Source organism: Lentisphaera araneosa HTCC2155, assembly GCF_000170755.1.
In the GTDB taxonomy this organism is placed as follows: domain Bacteria; phylum Verrucomicrobiota; class Lentisphaeria; order Lentisphaerales; family Lentisphaeraceae; genus Lentisphaera; species Lentisphaera araneosa.
The window spans coordinates 310996-331808 of the sequence record NZ_ABCK01000006.1 but is presented as its reverse complement, the minus strand read 5'-3'; the positions used below and the strand labels follow the sequence as shown (position 1 = coordinate 331808).

General features: G+C 41.3%; 21 protein-coding genes. 11 read left to right on the top strand and 10 right to left on the bottom strand.

Annotated elements, in window-relative coordinates; all coding sequences use genetic code 11:
* The coding region (locus tag LNTAR_RS08405; RefSeq protein ID WP_040914551.1) for a tyrosine-type recombinase/integrase at positions 1–748 on the bottom strand (748 nt) is incomplete at its 3' end.
* Between the two features lie 644 nt (positions 749–1392).
* Here LNTAR_RS08405 and LNTAR_RS08395 point away from each other — a divergent pair.
* A complete protein-coding gene (locus LNTAR_RS08395; protein WP_007278250.1) occupies positions 1393–1677 on the top strand; it encodes a BrnT family toxin in 285 nt (94 codons plus the stop codon).
* Between the two features lie 5 nt (positions 1678–1682).
* On the top strand, positions 1683–1901 hold the full coding sequence (locus LNTAR_RS08390) for a BrnA antitoxin family protein (RefSeq protein ID WP_007278249.1): 219 nt from the start codon (positions 1683–1685) through the stop codon (positions 1899–1901).
* A 147-nt stretch (positions 1902–2048) separates the two neighbouring features.
* Here LNTAR_RS08390 and LNTAR_RS08385 read toward each other — a convergent pair whose 3' ends face one another.
* The 6 genes from LNTAR_RS08385 to LNTAR_RS08360 form a co-directional block, all read right to left on the bottom strand.
* Positions 2049–3548, bottom strand: coding sequence for a sulfatase family protein (locus LNTAR_RS08385; RefSeq protein WP_007278248.1), 1500 nt, complete (start codon positions 3546–3548; stop codon positions 2049–2051).
* 68 nt (positions 3549–3616) lie between these two features.
* Entirely contained in the window at positions 3617–4498 is an 882-nt protein-coding gene (locus LNTAR_RS08380; RefSeq protein ID WP_007278247.1) for a hypothetical protein, read from the bottom strand.
* A 151-nt stretch (positions 4499–4649) separates the two neighbouring features.
* Positions 4650–5492, bottom strand: coding sequence for an ACP S-malonyltransferase (gene fabD / locus LNTAR_RS08375; protein WP_007278246.1), 843 nt, complete (start codon positions 5490–5492; stop codon positions 4650–4652).
* Positions 5493–5501: 9 nt separating this feature from the next.
* Positions 5502–7583, bottom strand: a complete 2082-nt coding sequence (locus LNTAR_RS08370) for a GreA/GreB family elongation factor (RefSeq protein ID WP_007278245.1) — start codon at positions 7581–7583, stop codon at positions 5502–5504.
* A gap of 10 nt (positions 7584–7593) precedes the next feature.
* Positions 7594–8094: a hypothetical protein gene (locus LNTAR_RS08365; protein WP_007278244.1), complete on the bottom strand. Its 501-nt coding sequence runs from the start codon at positions 8092–8094 to the stop codon at positions 7594–7596.
* The gene (locus LNTAR_RS08360) at positions 8081–8380 is read right to left on the bottom strand and encodes a Dabb family protein (RefSeq protein WP_007278243.1); all 300 of its coding nucleotides are present in this window, start codon (positions 8378–8380) and stop codon (positions 8081–8083) included. The genes LNTAR_RS08365 and LNTAR_RS08360 overlap by 14 nt, the downstream gene beginning before the upstream one ends.
* A 290-nt stretch (positions 8381–8670) precedes the next feature.
* Between LNTAR_RS08360 and LNTAR_RS08355 the strand changes: the two genes are divergently transcribed.
* Together LNTAR_RS08355 and LNTAR_RS08350 are read left to right on the top strand one after the other, a co-directional pair.
* Entirely contained in the window at positions 8671–9270 is a 600-nt protein-coding gene (locus LNTAR_RS08355) for a c-type cytochrome (RefSeq protein ID WP_007278242.1), read from the top strand.
* 123 nt (positions 9271–9393) lie between these two features.
* Positions 9394–9795 (top strand): hypothetical protein, encoded by a 402-nt coding sequence (locus LNTAR_RS08350; protein ID WP_007278241.1) that lies wholly within the window; start codon positions 9394–9396, stop codon positions 9793–9795.
* Between the two features lie 71 nt (positions 9796–9866).
* On the opposite strand, the gene zwf is transcribed toward LNTAR_RS08350, so the two are convergent.
* Positions 9867–11294 carry a glucose-6-phosphate dehydrogenase gene (gene zwf / locus LNTAR_RS08345; RefSeq protein ID WP_007278240.1) on the bottom strand — a complete coding sequence of 476 codons (1428 nt, stop codon included), beginning with the start codon at positions 11292–11294 and terminating at the stop codon, positions 9867–9869.
* Positions 11295–11442: 148 nt separating this feature from the next.
* Here zwf and LNTAR_RS25415 point away from each other — a divergent pair, with 148 nt between their 5' ends.
* From LNTAR_RS25415 to LNTAR_RS08325, 4 genes are all read left to right on the top strand, one after another.
* Positions 11443–11886 carry a TraR/DksA family transcriptional regulator gene (locus LNTAR_RS25415; RefSeq protein WP_007278239.1) on the top strand — a complete coding sequence of 148 codons (444 nt, stop codon included), beginning with the start codon at positions 11443–11445 and terminating at the stop codon, positions 11884–11886.
* Positions 11864–12460 carry a signal peptidase II gene (gene lspA / locus LNTAR_RS08335; protein WP_007278238.1) on the top strand — a complete coding sequence of 199 codons (597 nt, stop codon included), beginning with the start codon at positions 11864–11866 and terminating at the stop codon, positions 12458–12460. The genes LNTAR_RS25415 and lspA overlap by 23 nt, the downstream gene beginning before the upstream one ends.
* Positions 12444–13343 (top strand): tRNA (adenosine(37)-N6)-dimethylallyltransferase MiaA, encoded by a 900-nt coding sequence (gene miaA, locus LNTAR_RS08330; RefSeq protein WP_007278237.1) that lies wholly within the window; start codon positions 12444–12446, stop codon positions 13341–13343. The genes lspA and miaA overlap by 17 nt, the downstream gene beginning before the upstream one ends.
* 63 nt (positions 13344–13406) lie before the next feature.
* Complete coding sequence (locus LNTAR_RS08325) at positions 13407–14000, top strand: tetratricopeptide repeat protein (RefSeq protein ID WP_007278236.1); 594 nt, start codon at positions 13407–13409, stop codon at positions 13998–14000.
* Here LNTAR_RS08325 and LNTAR_RS08320 read toward each other — a convergent pair.
* Positions 13997–14869 carry a M28 family metallopeptidase gene (locus LNTAR_RS08320; protein WP_007278235.1) on the bottom strand — a complete coding sequence of 291 codons (873 nt, stop codon included), beginning with the start codon at positions 14867–14869 and terminating at the stop codon, positions 13997–13999. The two genes, LNTAR_RS08325 and LNTAR_RS08320, sit on opposite strands and share 4 nt — an antisense overlap.
* Positions 14866–15885, bottom strand: a complete 1020-nt coding sequence (locus LNTAR_RS08315) for an FtsZ/tubulin family protein (RefSeq protein WP_007278234.1) — start codon at positions 15883–15885, stop codon at positions 14866–14868. The genes LNTAR_RS08320 and LNTAR_RS08315 overlap by 4 nt, the downstream gene beginning before the upstream one ends.
* Positions 15886–15941: 56 nt before the next feature.
* Between LNTAR_RS08315 and LNTAR_RS08310 the strand changes: the two genes are divergently transcribed.
* The 3 genes from LNTAR_RS08310 to LNTAR_RS08300 all read left to right on the top strand — a co-directional run bounded on the left by LNTAR_RS08310 (position 15942) and on the right by LNTAR_RS08300 (position 20793).
* Positions 15942–17408, top strand: coding sequence for a bifunctional metallophosphatase/5'-nucleotidase (locus LNTAR_RS08310; RefSeq protein WP_007278233.1), 1467 nt, complete (start codon positions 15942–15944; stop codon positions 17406–17408).
* 63 nt (positions 17409–17471) lie between these two features.
* Positions 17472–18788, top strand: a complete 1317-nt coding sequence (locus LNTAR_RS08305; protein ID WP_007278232.1) for a hypothetical protein — start codon at positions 17472–17474, stop codon at positions 18786–18788.
* Positions 18789–18909: 121 nt separating this feature from the next.
* Positions 18910–20793: an outer membrane protein assembly factor BamB family protein gene (locus LNTAR_RS08300; RefSeq protein WP_007278231.1), complete on the top strand. Its 1884-nt coding sequence runs from the start codon at positions 18910–18912 to the stop codon at positions 20791–20793.
* The last annotated feature ends 20 nt before the right edge of the window (positions 20794–20813 follow it).

Here is a 20813-nt window from a genome sequence, read left to right as displayed (position 1 = left end):
TCACTCCCGCTTCCACCAAATGTGTTGCATAGGAATGACGCAGGGAATGCACCGACACCTGTTTGGCGAGGCCACTATCAGCCAAAGCCGCTTTAAAGGCCGACTGCACCCCGCCCTTATCCATGTGCAAAGTCGTTTTGGAATTGCTACGACTTTTCCCGGCATAACGCGGAAATAGCAGTAGCGGATTGCGGTGCATCACCCAGTAATCCCTTAGCATCTGGTAAGTCACTTGGGGCAAGGGAACGAGACGGTCTTTGTAGCCCTTGGAATTGCGCACATGTAAACGCATGCGATCCTTGCAAATGTCGCCCGTTTGAATTCTCACACCCTCGCTGATGCGTAGACCCATGGAATAAATTGCTGTGAGACAAGTTCGATAGCGAGCTTTTTCCAAATGAGACAAAATCAGTAAAGTTTCATCTTGGCTGAGGATATCGGGTAAGGATTTTACTCGGGGGATACGAACAATTTCGAGCCATTTCCACTCGCGCTTGAGCACGTATTGATAAAAAAAACTTAGGGCACAGCGATCCATCTTCACCGTGCTCCAGGAATAAGTATCCACCAATTCAGAAAAGTAGAGCTTGAGCTCCTCTTCTTTAAGTTGATCAAGAGGCGAAGCAATCAAATCATTGACGCGACGCAAAGCTCGCAAGTAGTTGTCCACTGTACTCTTTGCCTTAGCTTGGAGCTTAAGCTCCAATTGCATCGCTCTATAATATTTTTGGAATGAATCATTCATCATTTTTCTCCGTTTAATTAAGCCAGAACACAAAACTGTGTCCTTGATAAGCTACAGAGAAAAACTACCGTAAAAGAAGACCAAACTACAAATTAAAAGGCACCGAGGAAAGTTTTGACAAGAGGAGAAAATGACTTACACAAGCACAGCCTGCCGCAGGGCGGCTTCGTTCAACCATGAGCTGCAGTGAAGATTTTCGCTTAGGCTCAAATCTCACTAATCTCGGTCGTTAGAGAATATATTTAATTAAATGAAAGTACTTAAATCAATACTAATTAGTTTCTCCGTAGCCTTTCTATTTTTACTATGCACAATTATTTTTATCATGCTCATCAAAGGTCAAATTAACGGAAATAATTGGAAAGAAATAGACCTAAAAGAAATAGTTAATTTACATATGGTTGTAATCACATTCCTCTTTATTATTCCTGCGATTCCATCTATAATTTCAAGATCAGTTAAAAACACAATTAATAAAAACAAGAAAAACGAAATAGAAAAATCTCTAACCATGGGTCGCACCTGATGAATTCGGCTTCGCCGAATATCATCAGATATTAATAGTTTGTTAGCTACAGGTGATCTAGGACGTTCTACACAAATAAAAACAACTTGATTTTTATATATAATGTATTTACATTGTAAATATGAGTAAATTGAAATTTGAATGGGATAAAAATAAAGCCCAAAGCAACTTGGAAAAACACGGAGTTTCCTTTGAGGAAGCAATCACTGTTTTCTATGATGAACGAGCATTAGAGTTTTTTGAGAAAAACAACTCTGAATGGGAGGACCGATTTTTAATGCTAGGTCTTAGCACTGAATTCAAATTATTACTTATTTGTCATTGTTATCGAGATAATGATAATATAATTAGAATTATTTCAGCTCGAAAAGCAACAAAAAATGAAGCTAAAAACTATAAGAGGTGATGAAGATGAAAGAAGAATATGATTTATCCACAATGGAGTCACGCAAAAACCCTTATGCAAAGGCTCTCAAGAAACAAGTTACTATTAGAGTTAGACCAGATGTAATTAATTATTTTAAAGACATGTCAGAAGAATCTGGTATTCCTTATCAATCTTTAATTAATCTATACCTACAAGATTGTGTATCTGAACACAGAAAGCTAAAAATGGATTGGTCTGCATAATAAGAAATTGTAGAACCAGTGAATCGAAGTGATGGTTAGACTAGTGATCAAATTATAAAATAGACTTAAGTAGTCACATTACAGAAAGCATTTCGGCTCTTAGTCGAAATGCTTTTTTGTTTTATTGAGATGGCTCTATGGCTAAGCTTAGTTCTTTTTGCGCTTGGCTTCTTTCGCTTTTTTCTCGGCTTTTTTACGACGTTTTTCTTCCTTGGTGGGGACGGGGTCTTGAACCAGAACCTCACCTGAATCAGCGAGCCATTTTTGGGCTTTATCTTTGAACATCGCAATGAGTTCTGGGTTTTGATCGGCCACATTGCTCACTTCTGTTGGGTCGTTATCCAAGTCAAATAAAATGATTTTGCCATTCTTCTGATAATCGAATGGGGCAATGTATTTATATTTTTCTGTGACAATGGCGTAATAACCTGGGCACTCACCCACGGCGTAATCACGAGCGAATTCACCTTCGCCCGTTAATAATGGCACAAGGCTATCGCCATAGGGCTTTGCTTTGTCTTCGTCTGAGGCGTTGCCCCACGCTAATGCCGTGCTCACTAAGTCGAGTAACTGCACGGGCTGGCTAACAACTTTCGATCTCTTCTGACGTGGATCATAAATGACTAAACTGGGATTTAAGACTTCTTTATAAAGCGTCGTTTTATGATGGAGGCCATGTTCACCAACAAGGATACCGTGGTCACTAAAGAAAACTATGATTGTGTTATCTTTTTCGCCACTTGTTTCCACTGCTTCAATGATTGCCTTTAATTGATCATCCATGAATGCGATGCTCGCACAATTGCCCTTCTGCGTTTTCTCGAGCTTTGAAAAATCTTTTAGTGGGCTCGGACGCAACTCTTTGGGAATGCCTTCGCCCTTGTCATGTTTGGCATTCGGCTCGGGAATTTGTGCATCGACAAAGCGATCGTGGTACGCTTGTTTCACATCATAAGGTCCATGAGGCACTGAGTAATTTAACCAAAGGAAATAAGGCTGCTCTTGTTCGGCAATGAATTTCTTGGCTAAGTCAGTAAAAAGTCCGTCGAGGTAGATATCGTCAGGTAGACTTGTTGGTTTTCCTCGATCCGCTTTCATTTGATCGAAGTAAGCTTCCTCAATAAGAAAATCAACGTAAGCATCCTCGCCCTTTTTAGCTTCTTTCCCACCGACAACGGCACGGCCTAAAGATTGCCAGACGTAATCAAAACCTAAACGACGGTGACCCTCTGTGCGAACTTCTTCTTTTGTCCCGCTCAAACCCTCGTTACTGGGATGTATGTGACTCTTGCCAATATGAGCCGTTTTATAGCCTGCTTTTTGTAAAGCCCTAGGAAGTGTCCAAACATCGGGAGCCAGTCCTTTAAAAGGGCCGTTCTGATACATACCAATATTGTGAGGGTATACTCCGGCTATCAATGAATTTCTTGCTGGGCCACATTGAGTCCCCTGACAGACAGCGTTATTAAAGAACACGCCTTCACTTGCCAAGCGATCTAAAGTTGGGGTTTCGGCAAAGTCGGCCCCCATGGCTCCAATGTAATGTGCAGGCAAGTCATCCACTTCAATGAAAATAATATTGGGCTTCTCTTCAGGGTATACCGCAGAGAGCAGACAAAAAGAGAGTAGAGAAAATAGTTTATTCATGGGGGCTCCGAAAGTTTTTCTTAACTATGGCTCTGGGAACATATTTTTTGACAGGAGGTGTGGGATTTTTAACGTTTTTCAATTTTAATAAAGTCATGAATTGCCAAGCGAAAGACTTCTCTCTGTTCATTCGTAATAATGAGCTCTTCTTCATTATCAAAGCAAATGGCCTCGCATTGTTGAGCTGAAATCGGCAAGAAGTAAACATCTCCTGAAAAGAATTTATCTTCCTTAAAATTTTTAAATAACCATACACTATTGTAAGTGAGTACTGCCAATTGTGTTTCCTTTGCGGACATATCCGCACTGGTGACCATGCCCCCAATATCAAAAGTATAGAGCTTTTCGGGCACCATGAGTACTTCTTGCTGAAGGTCATTAAAGCGATACAATTTCGTTTTCGCATCATCGCGATGCTTGGTTAATAAATAGAGTTTTTCTTTATAGTGAAACATCGCCTCGCAATCAAAGTTATCGTATTTTACTGGTTTTTGATAATCGGGATACTTAAACTTATACTCTTTGGCTAAACCTGTTTTGGACTTCTCAGACAACACATAGAAACTCATGGTTTCACGCCCTTGGCTATTATTGCCCGTATCACTCACATAGAGCTTGCCGTGCCGATCAATGCTTATGTCTTCCCAATCTTGATTTTTCACATCTTTTAAGTCAATCTGAGCACTTATACTCAAGTCATCATTGTCATCGAAACTGAGGGCATATAAACGAGTCTTGCCTCCTGAATCATTGTGAGTCCAATAGACATTGGGATAAGTTCGACTCTTAATGAGCCCGGAAGCTTCGGAAATTTCTTTATTCTTAATTTGGCCCACGGGAGTCAAACTCACCGTTTGCATCTCGGGCAAATCAAAAAGCTTGGTAGAATTACCTGAACTTCCGCAGGAAACCCAAGCTAAAAAAACACTCACAGCAACAATATAACGCATAAAAAATCCTCTAAAGCTAAAGAAATTATACTACCACTTTCTCTCTCACCCAAGCGGGAGATTGAGTTTGGAGCCATTTGTCACCATTTCTTAACAAAAAAATGCGGAGTTCGCAATCGCGAACTCCGCATTTAAAAAACAAGCTTTTTCTCTAGCCAATTTGGCGAATAAGACCTGCAAGAACACGACCTGGACCGCATTCCACAAATTCTTCAACACCTAAATCTTTCATCTTATTCACTGACTCAACCCAGCGTACTGAACCGGCGATTTGCGAACAGAGCAAATCAGCAATACGTGAGCTATCGTAAAGATCAGCTTCAAAGTTAGAAATAACGGGAGTTTTGATCTTGCCAAATTCGAAGGAATTCACGAATGAACGGAACTCTTCTCGGGGGGCTTCCATATAACGCGAGTGGAAAGCTCCACTTACTGGGAGAACGACGTAGCGTTTAGCGCCAGCATCCTTAAAAGCACCTTCTGCGGCTACGATATCATCTTTCATGCCAGAAAGCACAGTTTGAGCTGGGGAGTTGAAGTTAGCCACGTCAATGGCGCCAGCACCATTACCTGAAAGCACTTCAGCAATTTGCTCTGCACTCATACCGAGTACAGCTGCCATGCCGCCACCTTCGACTTTACTCATTATTTCGCCACGCTTTTGAACGAGTTTTAAACCCGTCACGAAGTCATAGGCACCCGCAGCGAACAAGGCATTATATTCACCAAGGCTATGACCAGCAAGGTAGGCGGGAGCCGCTTCACCTGAATTGATTTTATCGAGGTAAGTCAGAGCATTAACCACGTAGAGCGCAGGCTGTGTGAATTGAGTTTTATTGAGTTCTTCGCGCGGGTCTTCCGTGCAAAGTTCGACAATTGAACAAGCCAGTACTTCATCTGCAGAAGCAACTAATTCAGGAAATTTCTCAAAAAGTTCCGCACCCATACCTTTTTTCTGGGAGCCCTGACCTGGGAATACATAAGCAGTAGACATTAATTATCCTTATTTTACAAAAAAGTTAAGTGTTTCTGTATCGAGGGGTTCGACTGCTAGAATCTCGGCTTCATCACCACCTGGAAGTTCAATGGAATCACCCACTTGGTGACCTAACATTGACTTCGCTAAAGGTGTTTCGAACGAAAGCCAGTTCTTATCGGGATCACCATCTAACATGCCGACAATAGAATATGTCGTTTCGGCTTCAGGTGACTTAATCGTCACTTTAGCAGCTGGAATGACACGATTTTTCACTTTGAATTCAGAAAAATCTGTAGGACCAATTTTATTCAACATGGCATCGAGCTCCCCCACGCGTAACTGAAGATATTTCTGACGATCTTTCGCCGCTCTAAACTCAAAATTCTCACGTAAATCACCGTGTTCACGGGCCGCCGCAATAGCTTTCGAGTTATCAGGAATCTCAGTATTAACGAGTCTTTCGTGTTCTTCTTGAAGGGCTTTGTATGAACGCTGAGAAGTGACTTGTGGCAACTTACCTACTTTAACTTCAACTTTCTTCGTTTGAACTTGGTCGAGGGCATCAGGCTTAATACGAACAATTTTAACGAGTAAACTTTGACGTTCGCCATTATCGAGACCCGGGAAAGTTTTGACGGTACTCACCAAACTTTTCACATCTTCGCTAGAACCCGTACCGAGTAAGAACTCGAGGAATTTCTCGTTTGACATAATGAGTTTGCGTAAGTCTTTACCAGACTTGTCAGCTTTTTCTGCATTTGATAAAGCACGGAAAACTTGAATTGGCGCAGTAATGATTTCTGCGAGTTCCGCAGGCTTTTTAGAGAGTTTATTCCATAACCAGCAGGCAACGGCAGCACTTAGGTTGCCAGAAAGGACTTCAAGCTTTGCAGAAGTAATCAAAGCTTGTGCATTGCGATCATCGCCAATCTTATCGATTGCATTGAGGAATTTAATCGGCAAGTGCATCACATCTTTAGCAAAGTACTCAATACCCTTAGCTTCCAAAGTTACTGCAAACCAAGCAGAAATTGTCTTGACATTCATCGGGGTAGAAACTTTTACAAAACCTTCAGTATCTTTCCAGATAGAAGCGGTGTCAGCGAGTTCTTGAATCATGTCGACCACATACTCTTTTTCTGCAACCATATCCCAAAGGCCTGAGATGGATTCAGCAAAAATTTTGTTTTGAGCTGGTCTTGCCGCAGCAAATTTAAAGGCTTTGATGAGGTTATTTTTCTCGTCTTCACCAAACTTAACTGTCTCAGTATCTTTTAAGGCAACTTTGAGTTCATCTAAACTACGACTCATATCCCATGAACGGCCACTTGCAGAAGTTGATTTCTTAGTCGCATCAACTAAAACTCGACGACGGAACCACTCGTCAAAAGCCTTCGCTGTTTTAATGTAAGTGGGCATGACTAAACGAGTAATCATCGCCTGACTAACTTTGAGGTTTGGAACAGTTTCAGACTCGATTTGGCTAACTAAGTCTTTTGAGAGGACGTTTTTAATGACCATTTTTTCGCCTTTCACCAACTTCGCACCTAAAGTTCCAGGTAAGAGGATGTGAGATTTTTTCGCAAAAAACTTAAGTGGAACTTTTTGCACCACTTTGAATTTCACGGAAACTTGACTCGTAATTGAATCCAAGGACTCAACTTGACCAAAGCCAAAGTCTACGTGATAAACGGAAAGATCGGCGAGTTTAATTTTGCCAAATACTTTGACAGAACTTGAGTCACTCAAGATAACGAGGAGGACTTGAAAACGTTTTGCTATTTCATCTACACTGCCTTCACCTAAAGCCTCTTGTACAGCTCCTGGATCGGTGTATGCGGAAAAGATATCGCGTGCTAATGAACTGAAAGCAGCTGAGAAGTCACCTTCAGGCTTAAGTAAAGCTAAAGCTACGGCGAGCTCAACACTTTGTTGATCACTGGCACCCGAGGCCAAAAAGAGTTCTGTGGCCTGACCAATGCTTGCGCGTTGCGCAGTCGAAAGATCGGCGGCTTTTAAAGCGCGTGCACATGTAAGGGCCTCTTCACTGGCTTTGCCTTCATCACTGGCGGCTAAAATTAATGATTCTAATTTGTCTGCTGACATATTTACCTTCTTATTTTCTTACTAAAGCTTTATAATTTTTCTTAATTAGACTACAGACCTCATCTGCTTCTGCAGAGGTCAAATAGCAATAAAGGTTCACGGTTCCCTTCTGGTAATAAGGGTCAAATTTTACAAAGCATTTAAACTCTTCACCCACCATCATAACAACTCGGTAACCTGCGTAGTTTGCACTCGCGAGACGCCATTTATTTTCGCCTAAGCCACTGAGGTTCACTTTGAGAATCATCATATCATCATCTCTATCGTGGTAACGAGTTTCCGCATGGGCCAATTCTAAATTCGTGAGCATGGGAATTCGGTTAACTTTGATCGGTTTACCATCAGCTCCAGGGACTGAACGGGTCAGCTGACTATCGGGTGCATTGGCTGGCAAGATGGCAAAGAGTTGAACCATTTCTTGAAGAGCATCATCTTTGTCCCAGTCGTGACTTTCGCAAGAGCTCAGGAACAAACCAAGCGCTACAATCAATAAAGATTTAATCGTAGTCATAAACTTTCACCTGCTTCCAATATTGTGCGCACTCATTAATAAATTTTTGATGGATGTCATGCTGCTGGTAAACATCGTGTTCTTCAACGCTTTCAAAAACGCAGGTTAAGCCAAAATCATAGCTATCATCAATCACAGGACGTTTAGTTGTTGCTGAAGGAGTACCCGTACTTACAGGACCAGAAGATGGGATTTCTTTTAAAGTTTCTAAACCACGAGAAAAATCTGCTTTTTGTTCTGCGCTTAAATCATCTTTTAACCAGAAAAATACTGTATGGACTAACATCTTGTCTCCTTATTGTTTTATCTCAGCTTCTATATTGCCTTAGCAAGTCAAAAATTCAACTAAAGCAGCACTTTCACGAGCACTTATTTAGACATGATAGATGATATCTAATGAAGTGCGCTAAATCTCAAATATCTTATTAAAAAACTCAAAAATGGAACTGATGAGAACTTTATCAGAAATTGAATAAATAACTTACTCTAAATTAAGGATTGCTGGACTTGATTTAGTTTTCATCTGTCCATCGAGATGGCACATTTAAAAAGACTATTATTTAACTCAGGTTAGCTATGAAAAAATTATTCACCTTATTTACCCTATTATTTTTATTTTCTTGCCAAAGCAACAAAGAACTCAATCAACTCAGCGTGCAGATGCAAAACCAAATCCAGCAATGCAATAGCTGCCATTCTCAAGGCGAGAAGTTTGGAGCGCCCTCCTTATACGGTCTCGAGCTCAAGTATATGAATGCTCAGATTGATAAATACCGTAAGGGTCTACGCGGGGGCGAAAAGGCCTCCAAAGATGCGATCTCGATGCGCGAAGCCATTGTTAATTTAAAAGATAATGATCTCAAAGAAATCAACGCTTGGTTTGCCTCACAAGAAAGTAAAAAAATCCCCTCTGACACAGTACATCAAGGCAATGGCGAAGCCTTGTACAAACAACATTGTTATGGTTGCCACCAAGGAACTATGGGGAAATTCTTCACCGGAAGTCCTTCTATCCTCGAACTCGAATCCTGGTACATCGTTAAACAATGCGGTGATTTCCAAGCTGGACGAAGAGGCGCTAGCCCAGAAGATAAAAAGGGCCATAAAATGGCTCAGCGAGTCAAAAATTTGAGCCCCTACGAGATCCAAGAGATCGCAGATTTCTTAGCAAACTAAACACAGAACGTAACTAAACCCAAAAACACTCCATATTATTTATTGAGATTTAATCTCATTTTAATTTGATATTTTATTTTCAGTCATTACTGTAAATCCGTATTCTATATATGGAGAAATGAAATGACAAATACTTTACCTCGAGAAATAACTCATTGTTATTCTTTGCTCTTCACTGGTGATGCTGAGCAAAAAAATAAGAACTATCTTCGTGCTGCTCTTTGTTTCGAGGAATGCCGCATGCTTGCTGAAATCCACCTAGATCAAAACCCCATACTCGCCTACGCACTCTTTCGTTCAGCGAGGAAAGAAGCCCAGATGTTAATCTTACTCAATGCCGAAAAACGCGCTTTCCGCATGCTTCGAAAACTCATGAGCCATAACTACACTGGAGGAAATAGTTTCGATCGACTTTTTATTTATAGTCAATTAAGTTTCCTTGCAGAAAAAGTTTCCAAATCCAAAAATAATTCCTACAAAAATAATTTTAATTCACAGTTAAAACAACTCATCAATAATGAGTAAGATCTACTGGTTTTAGACAATAAAAAAGGCCCGCTAATGAGCGAGCCTTTTTTTCTAAGTAGAAGGTACTTCTATTTAAAGTCAGCTTCCTCAGGACCAGAAGTTCCTGCACGGTAGAAATGAACTTCATTTTCACCTGCATCAATCTTCTTAAGTATCGGCGTAAACAATTCCCAAGACTGAATGAGCTCATCATAGGAAATAAAGAGACTCTTATCACCGTTAATTGCATCAAGTAAAAGTCTTTCGTAAGCACCCGGCATAGCGACATCGAAACCACTATTATAAGTGAAGTCCATTTTAACATCTTTAAGGACCATACCTTTACCAGGAACTTTATTGGTGATATTGAAAATCATACCAGCTTCAGGCTGAACACGAATCACGAGCTTGTTGGCATGATGAGGTTGATTAGCAAAAATACTTCCCACCACATCTTTGAATTGAATAATAATTTCCGTGCAGCTCTTCGTCATAGCTTTACCAGCTTTCACAACAAATGGCACACCGCTCCAACGCTGATTATTAATTTCGCAACGCACAGCTGCAAAAGTATCGCGCATGGAGTCTTTTGGAACACCTGGCTCATCGCGGTAAGAGTTCACTGAGCGACCTGAACAAACACCATCTGTGTACTGACCGACCACGACATCTTCTGCTTTAAAAGGAGTGATTTTGCGAAGAACGCGATTTTTCTCACTGGCGATTTCATCTGAAGTCAACTCAGAAGGCTGCTCCATTGCTACAAGTGCGAGAATTTGTAAAAGGTGGTTTTGAATAACGTCGCGAATAATACCTGCATCATCAAAATATCCGCCACGATCACCAATAGCTTTGTCTTCTTCCCAGCTAATCGTTACTGATTCGATATAGTTTCTGTTCCAAACGGGCTCAAAAATGATATTGGCGAAACGCATAACCATAAGGTTTTGAATTGCTTCTTTACCTAAGTAGTGGTCAATACGGCAAACTTGGCTTTCGTCAAAAGTCTGTTCAATCGTTGCATTGAGTTCACGAGCCGAATCTGTATCGTAACCAAAAGGCTTCTCTACAACAACAAAGTGATCAAGGTTACCTTTTTCAACTAAGTTACTTTCGCGAAGTGAGTTAATAACTGGCTCGAATACAGCTGGAGGAATAGAAAGGTAAAAAACGCGCTTGATATCGTCGCCAAATTCAGCATTGACTTCATCCAACTCGGTTTTGAGCTGACCAAAGTCTTCGACTGAACCATAGTTACCTGCATGGTAAAAAATCTTGCTAATAAAGGTGTTGACGAGTGATTCGACTAATTGAGTCTCTTCAACGCTATCCATTAAATTAGCTTTGACTTTGGCACGAAACTCTTCGTGAGTCATACCTGTACGGGCATACCCTGAAATTGTGAACTGAGCTGGCAAAGCCCCAGATGTATATAATGTGTACAAACTTGGCAACAATTTTGTTAAAGCCAAATTCCCTGATGCACCCATGATCACCACTGAAACGGGTTTATTCATCTTTTTCTCCTGAAATAATGTTAATTTTCGCTGAATCTAAAGCTCAGCCTTAATATTTCAATTATTTATGTCTTGAATTGCTATGCTTTTGCATTTTATTTGATCCACTAAAAACACTAACCACTCGCACTATAGGGAAATATACAATATGTCTACACGCAAACCTACACAAGTTGATATCCAATTAGATCTTCCCAGATACCGTGGGAATAAAAAACAACGCTATGAGCAACTCCTTGCTCTCAGAGCACAACTCGTAGATCAAGTCTCTATGTTAAACGGTGTCAACCTTCAGGTAGAAAGAAACGCTGGTGAAGATGGCGGCGACGTCGGTTCTGACAACTTCATGCGCGAAATCAACCTCAATGTAATGAGTGATGAAGGCATCAAAGTTCAACTCGTTCAACAAGCTATCGAAAGACTTGACGAAGGTAAGTATGGTCGTTGTGTCGATTGCCGTGACGATATTCCTGAAGCACGCCTCGATGCAATTCCTTACGCAAAACTTTGTGTTGCATGTAAAGAAACACGCGAATCTCAAGGCGTAACAAACTTCACAAACAACACGGTTGCCAAAGACTTCACTGAATAGAGAAGTTATTCTGAGCCGCATCAAAAAATTAGTCTCCGAGAGACTCAATGAATTAAAGGTCGACTTTTATGGTTGGCCTTTAATCTTATGTGCTTCAATCATTGCCTTGGACCAAATTACCAAGGTCATGACTATCCAAGCAACGCCCTATTCCCCGCGCTTGATCCGAGAAATCATCCCTGGCTTTTTCAACCTCGTTCACTACCGTAACTTAGGTGCTGCTTGGGGTATGGGCAGTTCTCATACTAATATCTTAGCCATCATTTCTTTTGTGGCCTTCTTCGCCATACTTTTTGAATTTCCAAAACTCTGCGAAAAGCGCAAAATCAATTTCTTAGCCATCTCAATGATGCTCGGCGGTATCATGGGCAATGGTATTGATCGTGCTTTCCGTCCCGAGGGCGTAGTGGATATGGTCGAAGTATTTATCCCCTTCGTCTACAAAGAGGGTTGGTATCGCTTCCCTGCATTTAATATTGCCGATAGCGCCATTTGCGTTTCCGTTTTCATTTATATCATTGCCTCTCTCAAAGCTCCTAAAGCTCCCGCGAAAGTAGATGAAGCAACTGATTAGCATCCTTGGACCTACCGCCAGTGGCAAGAGCTCACTCGCTTTTTCCCTCGCTAAAAAACTCCAATGCCCCATCATTTCCTGCGATTCAATGCAGATCTATCGCGAGCTCGATATTGGCAGTGCTAAACCGACTCCAAGCGAATTAGCAGAAGTCAAACACCACATGGTGGACGAGCTCGATATTAAAGAAACTTGGACTGCCGCAGCGTTTTGTAAACAAGCTGAGGAAATTCGTCTCGATCAAGAAAACCTCCCTCTCGTCATGGCTGGTGGAACTGGACTCTACGCCAAAATGTTTCTTTATGGTGCTGACACCTTGCCCAGCGATAAAAACTTAGCTCAAGAAATTCGCGAACGCTACGAACGTGAAGGCATTGCTAATATCTATGCGGACCTCGCAAAAATCGACCCTTCGAGTGCTGAGAAATTAAAGGATAATAAGCGTAGACTCTTACGCGCCTTTGAAGCCGCATCTCTATTGAATGGACCTTTGCCAGAGAGAAGCTTTGCCCAAGAAACTCGATTTGACTGTCGACAAATTGTTCTCATGCCCAGTGCTGATTTGAGTCGCGAACTCATAGCTAAACGCTGCGTTGAAATGCTCAATGAAGGTTGGATTGAGGAAGGTGAGAAACTCATTGCCAAAGGCTTACTTAATACGCCAACTGCGGCACAAGCCCTCGGTTATAAAGAAATTGCCTTGCACCTCAATGGGGAGCTGAGCCGAGAAGAGCTTCAAGAAAAACTCACTATCAAAACCTGCCAATACGCCAAGCGTCAACGCACCTGGTTTCGCAATCAACATCCGGGTGCAGAAATTTTTCAGTATGATTCTGCAGAAAGCCGCCAAGAAGTTTTTACTCAAATTCTCTCACAATTTTAAGATACTGTTAAGATCCTTGAGCTTGATTTGGTTTCCTATGGCAACTAAAACAAGGAATAGATCATGTTCAGTAAATTTTTAATACTCATCTTCACCTCAACTCTCGCTTTAGCAGATGCTTCCTTTGGTCAGCTCAGCAAAGAAGCCAATGATTTTCGGAAAGAAAAAAAGTATGACTCCGCAATACAAAGTTATAATAAAGCGCTAGAATCAGCAATAAATGATAATCAAAAGTTAGTCTGTCTTTTCTTTATCGCCGACATTCTTTACACACAAGAACAGTATGAAAAATCTATCGAAACCTTTCAGCAAGTTATTGACTTAGCTAAGCAGCAAGACAAAATTAATCACGCTAGAATCAACACTTCGATTCTTAGACAAGCCAATGCTTATAAGCGCCTCAATAAAGCTGAAGAAGCGATTGAACTACTCAGCGTTCTTATAAAGAGTGGCCACGCTCCCGAAACGATGATTCAATCTGCGAAGAAAGAAATTTTACACATTGCTAAAGCCAATGAATTAGAAGCTCCAAGCTTTACAGAAGTGAATAAAACAAGGCCTTCAACCCAAGAGAAGGATGCTGTCAAAGACGCTCCTAGCGAGTCCGTACAGAAGCCTGATCCTGTGCCGAAAGCCGACAACAAAATTTATATTTAACGGAGTTTTTCTAGCATTTGCAGGGTGACTTCACCGACGATCTCAAAACTGCGGGGAGATAGTTTTTCAATTGTATCTGCTTCAGTGTGCCAGTATGAATTGTTAGGGCCATAATTAAAATCAATCAAGTCTATGGCCGGAACACCTAAGTCGACAAAGGGAACATGGTCGTCAAGAACTGACGTTTTACCCTTAGAGAAATGTTGGGACCAATTATTTTTCTTCGCTACTTCTAAAGCTAAATCTTTTAAGCTATCATCCCCATTTGCGGGAATCGCAATGTGCAGATCTTTATCGGCAATCATATCCAAAAGAATCATCGCTTTGCAGTTTCTCAATTCTCCACTCAAAACTAGCTGAGATGCGTAGCGTTTACTCCCATGCAAACCATCGTTGTGAGCATAATTAACTTCACATTCCTCACCATCAAAATGAACCATGCGGACTGACTTTCCGCCCTTGGGTATGTGCTTCATTAGCTCAATGAGAAGAGCTGTGCTGGATCCACCATCATTCGCACTTACAAAGTTTGGCATCCCTGCAATCGTTTTAGTATCATAATGTGAGCCCAATAAAATGAAATCTTTACCTTCCCCTGGCAAGGTACAAATAACATTTCTATAAGTGTTCACTTTGCCGCGATGCTTCTCGGTCCACTCATCAATCTCAACTTCCCAACCCGCTTTCTTGGCTTCCGAAGCAATCCATTCCGTCGTTACTTTTGCCGCCTTGGAGTTGAGTACCCTCGGACCAAAATCAATTTGTTTCTGAACCAAAGCCATACAGTACTCACCATCAATACGTGATGAAACAGCTTCTTCATCACAACTCGTCAATAAGACGAGAAAAACTATAAAAATAAATCTCATTTTTGAACCTTAAGCCCCAAGCGTTTATAGGTTGGCACTTTTAATTTTGTCATTAATCCTGGAGTATTTTCATGGCGTAAAAACATGTGCATAACATCCTCATCATAAGTTACTTGCTTTTTAATATCGGGCTTACTCTGATAAGTTGGCTTGGGAGCTTGCTCGACTTTATTTGTACGGATCAAGGCCAAGAGCAACTCGATTTCCTCTGGGTCGCCATAGCCATTGCCGTAAGCTCGAAGGAATTGACAATGCTCTGGACATGCTAACTCCACCGTGGTTCCTAAATCATGTAAAACATTTAAATCTCCATGAGCTGAGCCCATGCGCATGTAGAGTAATCCAACATCAGCTGAGGAGCGAGATTTCCCCAACAGGGGAGAACTCCAAAGGTCTTCTACAGAGTCACTGATTCTGTGACCTTTGCCATAAGCAAAGTTCACAATTCCGTATTCTTCTTTCAAAAGAGAACGAAGATCATCGAGATTGATTTTAACGGGCCCCAAATCGCGCAGCATATCAAGAAAATAAGCGATACTCTGAGTCATCAAATTGCGCTTATTTGCAAAAGCATCATTCACACTACTTCTCATATTGGAAATCATAACTTCGTCATCAAAACACAGAACTGACGCTTTATTTTCTAGTAATTTTTCAATAATGAGGTTCGCACGATTGAGCTTGAGATCACCCTCTAAACGGTGAGGACGCATCAATAAAAAGACAACTTTTTTATGAGAGAGTTTTTTATTTAATTTAAGAAGTTCTTCCCCGCGCTCAAGACTATCTAAATCTGCCAGCACGATGATCCCACCTTCGGGAACCCATAACTCACGCCAGGGATTTCGTTCTTTCAAATTAATTAATTTAATTTTGCTATCACGTCCATAACGCTTTCCTTCACGCAAGGCGACTAATTTGGCAAAATTATTCATCTCAGGTAAATCTGCAATCAAATCACCCGCCGTTTCACCCAAGCCAATGACCATCATTTCATTCATCTTATTCTCTATCATTTGGTTTTGAGTCCTTGCGATTGTAAATTTTTATAAATTAGGGGAAAAACGAGCTTATGCCATACATACACACTGCTTTCACATTAATTTTCCTTAGTCTTTTTTGTCATGCTGATCAAAGCTTACTAGTCTTGCAAACAACGGATATCCATAGCGCTATTTACGACGAAGATTCTAATGCTCCCACTTCTTGGCTTCGCATGTCATCTGCACTAAAAAAAGCTCGTGCTGAACATGGGAGTCACAACACCTTACTCATCGATTGTGGCGACACCATCCAAGGCAGTCTCTCAGGAGTCTTTTCTCGAGGAGAAACGGCTATTCAAATGCTTAATCATCTTAACTATGATGCATGGGTACCCGGCAATCATGAACTCGACTTTGGTACACAGCGTTTTCATGAACTCTGTAATAAAACAAGTATCCCAGTACTGAGTGGCAACTTTGAGTTTACGTCCAAAGATGCATTTCAATTTCAAAAATATAAAGTTTACCAGCGTGCTAATAAGAAGATTATTGTCATTGGCATGCAGGCTTCATTTTTAAATTACTGGTCAACGGGAAGTCAATTTTCAAATTGTCGAGTTTGGAGTGCTAAAGAGGAATTAGTAAAGATCATGCCAAAAGTACTCGCAGAAAATGCAGACCTCATCATCTTGGCTCTTCACCAAGGACTCGCCTTTCGCGATAGTCGCAAAGTGAATGAAGTTCTTGAAATCGCCAAACTCTTCCCCGAAATTCATTTAATCCTTGGAGGTCACACACACCGAGACTTTCCTGCTCAAGTCCTTAGCAATGGAGTCGTCTACATCCAAGCTGGCGCCCATGCGAGAAGCTTTGCCAATATCAGTGTGACTTTCCCTGAAAATGGATCGCCACAGATAGAATCTCAACTCATCCCAATTGATCAAAAGATTCCAATTGACAAAGAAGCCTTAGCTATTGTGAAAAAGCATTATGATCAGTTTCTCAATCGGCTCAATACGCCTATCACTCAACTGGATAAAAACATTAAATCAGGGAAGGTCGGAATTAATTGCGAAATCAGTCACCTCATTGGCCACGCCATTTTAGAAGCCAGTTCTGCGGACATCGCAATTCACGGGCGCTTAAGTTCTAGGAGTTTAAAGGCTGGGCGAATTGGTGAACGTGAACTGTTTTCTATCATTCCCTATGAAAATGACGTATTCACTGCGGAAGTTAGCCCTAAAGATTTGCAAGTCATTATGCAGGAACAAATGCAGTATCAAAAATCATATACTTTTAACGCACCCATCAATTTTGTTTACAAAGTCAAAGCCGACTCCATTATGCTAAAAGCTGAACACAGGAATAAGAAAAAGCTGACTCTATGCTTCAATAGCCGTGTCGCTGCGAGTGGGGGTAAACGTTTCCCCATTTTGAAAGCGATTATTTCACGCCCAGGTGCCAACTTAAAAGAACACCCCATAAAAACTCGCGAGGCAGTTCGCAAACAACTCAAAGAAGTGATACCCGTTTATGAAAAAACGCTTATTTTCTAATTAAACTTGACTTTTTCCTCATATGTTTTAAAGTTGACTATAATAATCAAGTAAGGATTTCTTATGTCTCTTTACACATCAAGGCTTTTCTCCTCAACACGTATTAATAGTACTTTGCTTATAGCATTTTTCTGCTTGTTCATTAACAATATCCATGCCAACGATTTATATGAAACTACGCTCATAAATTATGAAGGTCGCCAAGCAAATAACGCAGTCGAAAAACTCAACGACGCTCTTCGCAAGAAGCAAATCACCCTCGAATACAATGATCAACGAGGCTATTTAGATGCATTGCTTAAAGAGCTCAAAATACCACTTAATTCTCAATCACTGATTTTCTCTAAAACGAGCTTTCATCGCAAACAGATTTATCCTAGTAATCCGCGTGCCCTCTATTTTAACGACGAAATCTATGTGGGCTGGGTTCCAGGCACTGATTTACTGGAAATTGCCGTTGCCGACCCCGAACTCGGCGGTATCTTTTACACCTTGGAACAAAAGAAAAGCGATGCGGTTCAACTTAATCGCGATGACTCATGTTTATCCTGTCATGCTTCGAGTCGAACTTTAAATGAGCCTGGCTTTTTCATCCGCTCTGTATTTCCCGATGAGAATGGTGAACCCATAAGCCGACTCGGTTCTGATACGATTGATCATAGTTCTGATATTGGTGACCGTTGGGGTGGCTGGTACGTCACAGGGAACAAAACCGAAATCCACCGTGGTAATACAATTTACGCCACCGGATCTAAGCGCATCGGAAAACCCCACAAAGCTCTCACCACCCATGCGCTAAAAAAATTCTTTAATCCTGATAAATACCTTGCGCAAAGCAGCGACATCGAAGCTCTCATGGTACTTGAACATCAGGTTCAAATGCATAATATTTTTACCCAAAGAAACTTCCAAGCCATCAAAATGATTGCAGCCGAAGAATCCATTAACCGTGCTTTAGGTGAAACAGGTCGCCGCCCTCTCACACAAAAAATTCTCAAAAATGCCAGTGAAGAAATTCTCGAGTACATGCTTTTTACGGATGAAGTTCATATACGCGCTATTGAAGGCAGTGCGAATTTTAAAGAAGACTTTGCTAAAGGCAAACCCGCGGCAAGCAATGGCGATAGCCTCTACACGTTAAAGTTTGATGAGCGCATGTCAGACTTACCTTGTTCATGGCTCATTTATTCAGGTGCATTTCAACACCTTCAAGCTGACCTCAAGAAAATGGTCATGGATCGCTTACATGAAATCCTCACAGGTCCCAAACTCCCCAATAATTTCATCCATCTGAGATCAAGTCGAGCCCGTATTCACCAAGTTTTAGTAGAAACACTTGATGGCTATCCCCGCCTAACAAGCTCCTCACCTAAACTTTAGAGCTCAAGTCGTCAGATATTATAAATTAGGCAATAAACAAAGTTTTTTATAACAGAACCTGTAAACCTACACTTATGTGAACAGTAGTATTTATAACTCACTAACACATAAGGGCCTTTACATGATCAAACATTTCGTCAAAAAACTTACATTACTCAGTACCTTATCTCTCTTGCCTCTAGCAGCCGATTCAGAGGCCAATTCTTGGCCAATGTCAGGAGGCCCTGAAGGAAACTGGCAAGTCACGACAGATCAACACGTACCAACTGAGTGGTCCGTACGCACAGGTAAAAATGTTAAATGGCGCACAGAACTTCCCGAAGGTGGCCAGAGCGGCATCGCGGTTTGGGGTGATAAATTATTTTTAACGATTAACCCAGAATTAGACACTCCCCCCTTTGATCAAATCACCAGTGATTTAGATAAAGCTCAAAAAGCCTATGATACTCATAAAGAACTTGTCATTAATAAAATCAAAGATGCCCCTACTTATCTTGAAAAAACGACTGCTTTAAGCCAAGCCCAAAAAACATGGGATGATTTCTTTGCTAAGCGTAGTAAAAAAATGCCTAAAAACCAAATTGAACGCAGTCGTAAACGTTTACTCTCATCCACTGATGAAGGTAAAGCATTAAGAAAAGCAGAACATAATGTTCGTGTTTTTATACATAATTCAGACAAGCAGCTCAAAGCTTTGGATGCCGAATTATCAAAAAATTTAAAGTATTTTAAAACAACTGGCTCAAGCCCCGACATCACTCTAATTTGTCTTGATAGTAACAATGGCAAAATTCTTTGGCAAAAGCCTGTCAAAGGTCTCATGTCGAGCGGTTATCACTACGGCTTCAGTGACTCAACAACTCCTTGCCCCACATCTGATGGCAAACATGTTTGGGCCATTAATGCGAGTGGAGGCATGGCCTGCTTTGATCTCGAAGGCAATGAAGTTTGGTCTCGCACTTGGATGCCCACAGGCGGCCGTCCCTTTAATAAACAGTTTGACTCCATCATGACAGCAAGCTCTATCCTTAATGTTGAGCCACCTGAAAAAGGCGACACAACACGTAATCCAGAATGGAATTATATTCGTGCTCTAGACAAAACGACGGGCAAAACTCTTTGGGTCTGCAAAGATGCCATCACTCATTATAATGCGCCTGTTCTTGGGAAAATGGCTGATGGAACTCAAGCTGTACTCATTGGCCGTGGTGGACCTCATGGTGTTCCAGAGCGTCCCGTCGGACTCAGTATGGTGAGTCTTGATAGTAAAAATGCCGGTGAGATCCTTTGGCAGTGGGAGCCCAAGGACGACAATAAAACCTCTGGCTGGGGTGCTCTGTCCACTCAACATTGGGATAAAGGCAGAGCCTACTGGTTTAACAACCCAGCTCAAATATCTCATATCTCAATTGATTCCACTACTGGCAAAGAAATCAATCAGCTTCCACTCAACACAATGGATCGTTACATTTACGATACTGAAACTTCAAAGTATAAAGTCGAACTCAATTCTGAGCTCAGAAGGCAGGATCAATCGCGCCACTGCAACATCATTGTTGGTGACCATGCATTATACCTCATGCGCTATGCCCCCTTTGTCGTTCGTCACAATACTAAAACAGGAAAAACAGAAGCTTTAGAACTTCCCACAGAACTCATTCGTGAAAAGGGAAAAGATGATCAGTGGCTCTATCAAACAAAAGAAATGAATGATGGCTTAAACTCCAAGGGTCAACGTCATGCGGGCGATTCAAGAACTCGAGGTGATGGCTTCCAAAAATGCTTCTTAGGATCACCAACTGCAGTGAATGGCAAAGTTTATTTCACGAGTGCACTCGGTCTTACTTATGTGATTGATGCGAAAGCTCCAGTCTTAAACAAAAAAGCGCTTATTGCGGTAAATGATCTTGGTGCAAAAGGAAAAACTTGGACTGTAGGTTCTCTAAGTTATGCCAATGGAAAAATCTACCACCGTGACCTCAAGGCCGTTATTTGTGTAGAATAAGGAAAAAATAAATTCATTTA

What these genes read in the sequence shown, in the direction of transcription:
- LNTAR_RS08325 (WP_007278236.1), top strand. Translation starts at nt 13,407, where the DNA reads ATGTTCAGTAAATTTTTAATACTCATCTTCACCTCAACTCTCGCTTTA.
- miaA (WP_007278237.1), top strand. Translation starts at nt 12,444, where the DNA reads ATGAAGCAACTGATTAGCATCCTTGGACCTACCGCCAGTGGCAAGAGC.
- LNTAR_RS08310 (WP_007278233.1), top strand. Translation starts at nt 15,942, where the DNA reads ATGCCATACATACACACTGCTTTCACATTAATTTTCCTTAGTCTTTTT.
- LNTAR_RS08360 (WP_007278243.1), bottom strand. Translation starts at nt 8,380, where the DNA reads ATGTTAGTCCATACAGTATTTTTCTGGTTAAAAGATGATTTAAGCGCA.
- fabD (WP_007278246.1), bottom strand. Translation starts at nt 5,492, where the DNA reads ATGTCTACTGCTTATGTATTCCCAGGTCAGGGCTCCCAGAAAAAAGGT.
- zwf (WP_007278240.1), bottom strand. Translation starts at nt 11,294, where the DNA reads ATGAATAAACCCGTTTCAGTGGTGATCATGGGTGCATCAGGGAATTTG.
- LNTAR_RS25415 (WP_007278239.1), top strand. Translation starts at nt 11,443, where the DNA reads ATGTCTACACGCAAACCTACACAAGTTGATATCCAATTAGATCTTCCC.
- LNTAR_RS08380 (WP_007278247.1), bottom strand. Translation starts at nt 4,498, where the DNA reads ATGCGTTATATTGTTGCTGTGAGTGTTTTTTTAGCTTGGGTTTCCTGC.
- LNTAR_RS08320 (WP_007278235.1), bottom strand. Translation starts at nt 14,869, where the DNA reads ATGAGATTTATTTTTATAGTTTTTCTCGTCTTATTGACGAGTTGTGAT.
- LNTAR_RS08355 (WP_007278242.1), top strand. Translation starts at nt 8,671, where the DNA reads ATGAAAAAATTATTCACCTTATTTACCCTATTATTTTTATTTTCTTGC.
- LNTAR_RS08385 (WP_007278248.1), bottom strand. Translation starts at nt 3,548, where the DNA reads ATGAATAAACTATTTTCTCTACTCTCTTTTTGTCTGCTCTCTGCGGTA.
- LNTAR_RS08350 (WP_007278241.1), top strand. Translation starts at nt 9,394, where the DNA reads ATGACAAATACTTTACCTCGAGAAATAACTCATTGTTATTCTTTGCTC.
- LNTAR_RS08390 (WP_007278249.1), top strand. Translation starts at nt 1,683, where the DNA reads ATGAAAGAAGAATATGATTTATCCACAATGGAGTCACGCAAAAACCCT.
- LNTAR_RS08300 (WP_007278231.1), top strand. Translation starts at nt 18,910, where the DNA reads ATGATCAAACATTTCGTCAAAAAACTTACATTACTCAGTACCTTATCT.
- LNTAR_RS08395 (WP_007278250.1), top strand. Translation starts at nt 1,393, where the DNA reads ATGAGTAAATTGAAATTTGAATGGGATAAAAATAAAGCCCAAAGCAAC.
- LNTAR_RS08305 (WP_007278232.1), top strand. Translation starts at nt 17,472, where the DNA reads ATGTCTCTTTACACATCAAGGCTTTTCTCCTCAACACGTATTAATAGT.
- LNTAR_RS08370 (WP_007278245.1), bottom strand. Translation starts at nt 7,583, where the DNA reads ATGTCAGCAGACAAATTAGAATCATTAATTTTAGCCGCCAGTGATGAA.
- LNTAR_RS08365 (WP_007278244.1), bottom strand. Translation starts at nt 8,094, where the DNA reads ATGACTACGATTAAATCTTTATTGATTGTAGCGCTTGGTTTGTTCCTG.
- LNTAR_RS08315 (WP_007278234.1), bottom strand. Translation starts at nt 15,885, where the DNA reads ATGATAGAGAATAAGATGAATGAAATGATGGTCATTGGCTTGGGTGAA.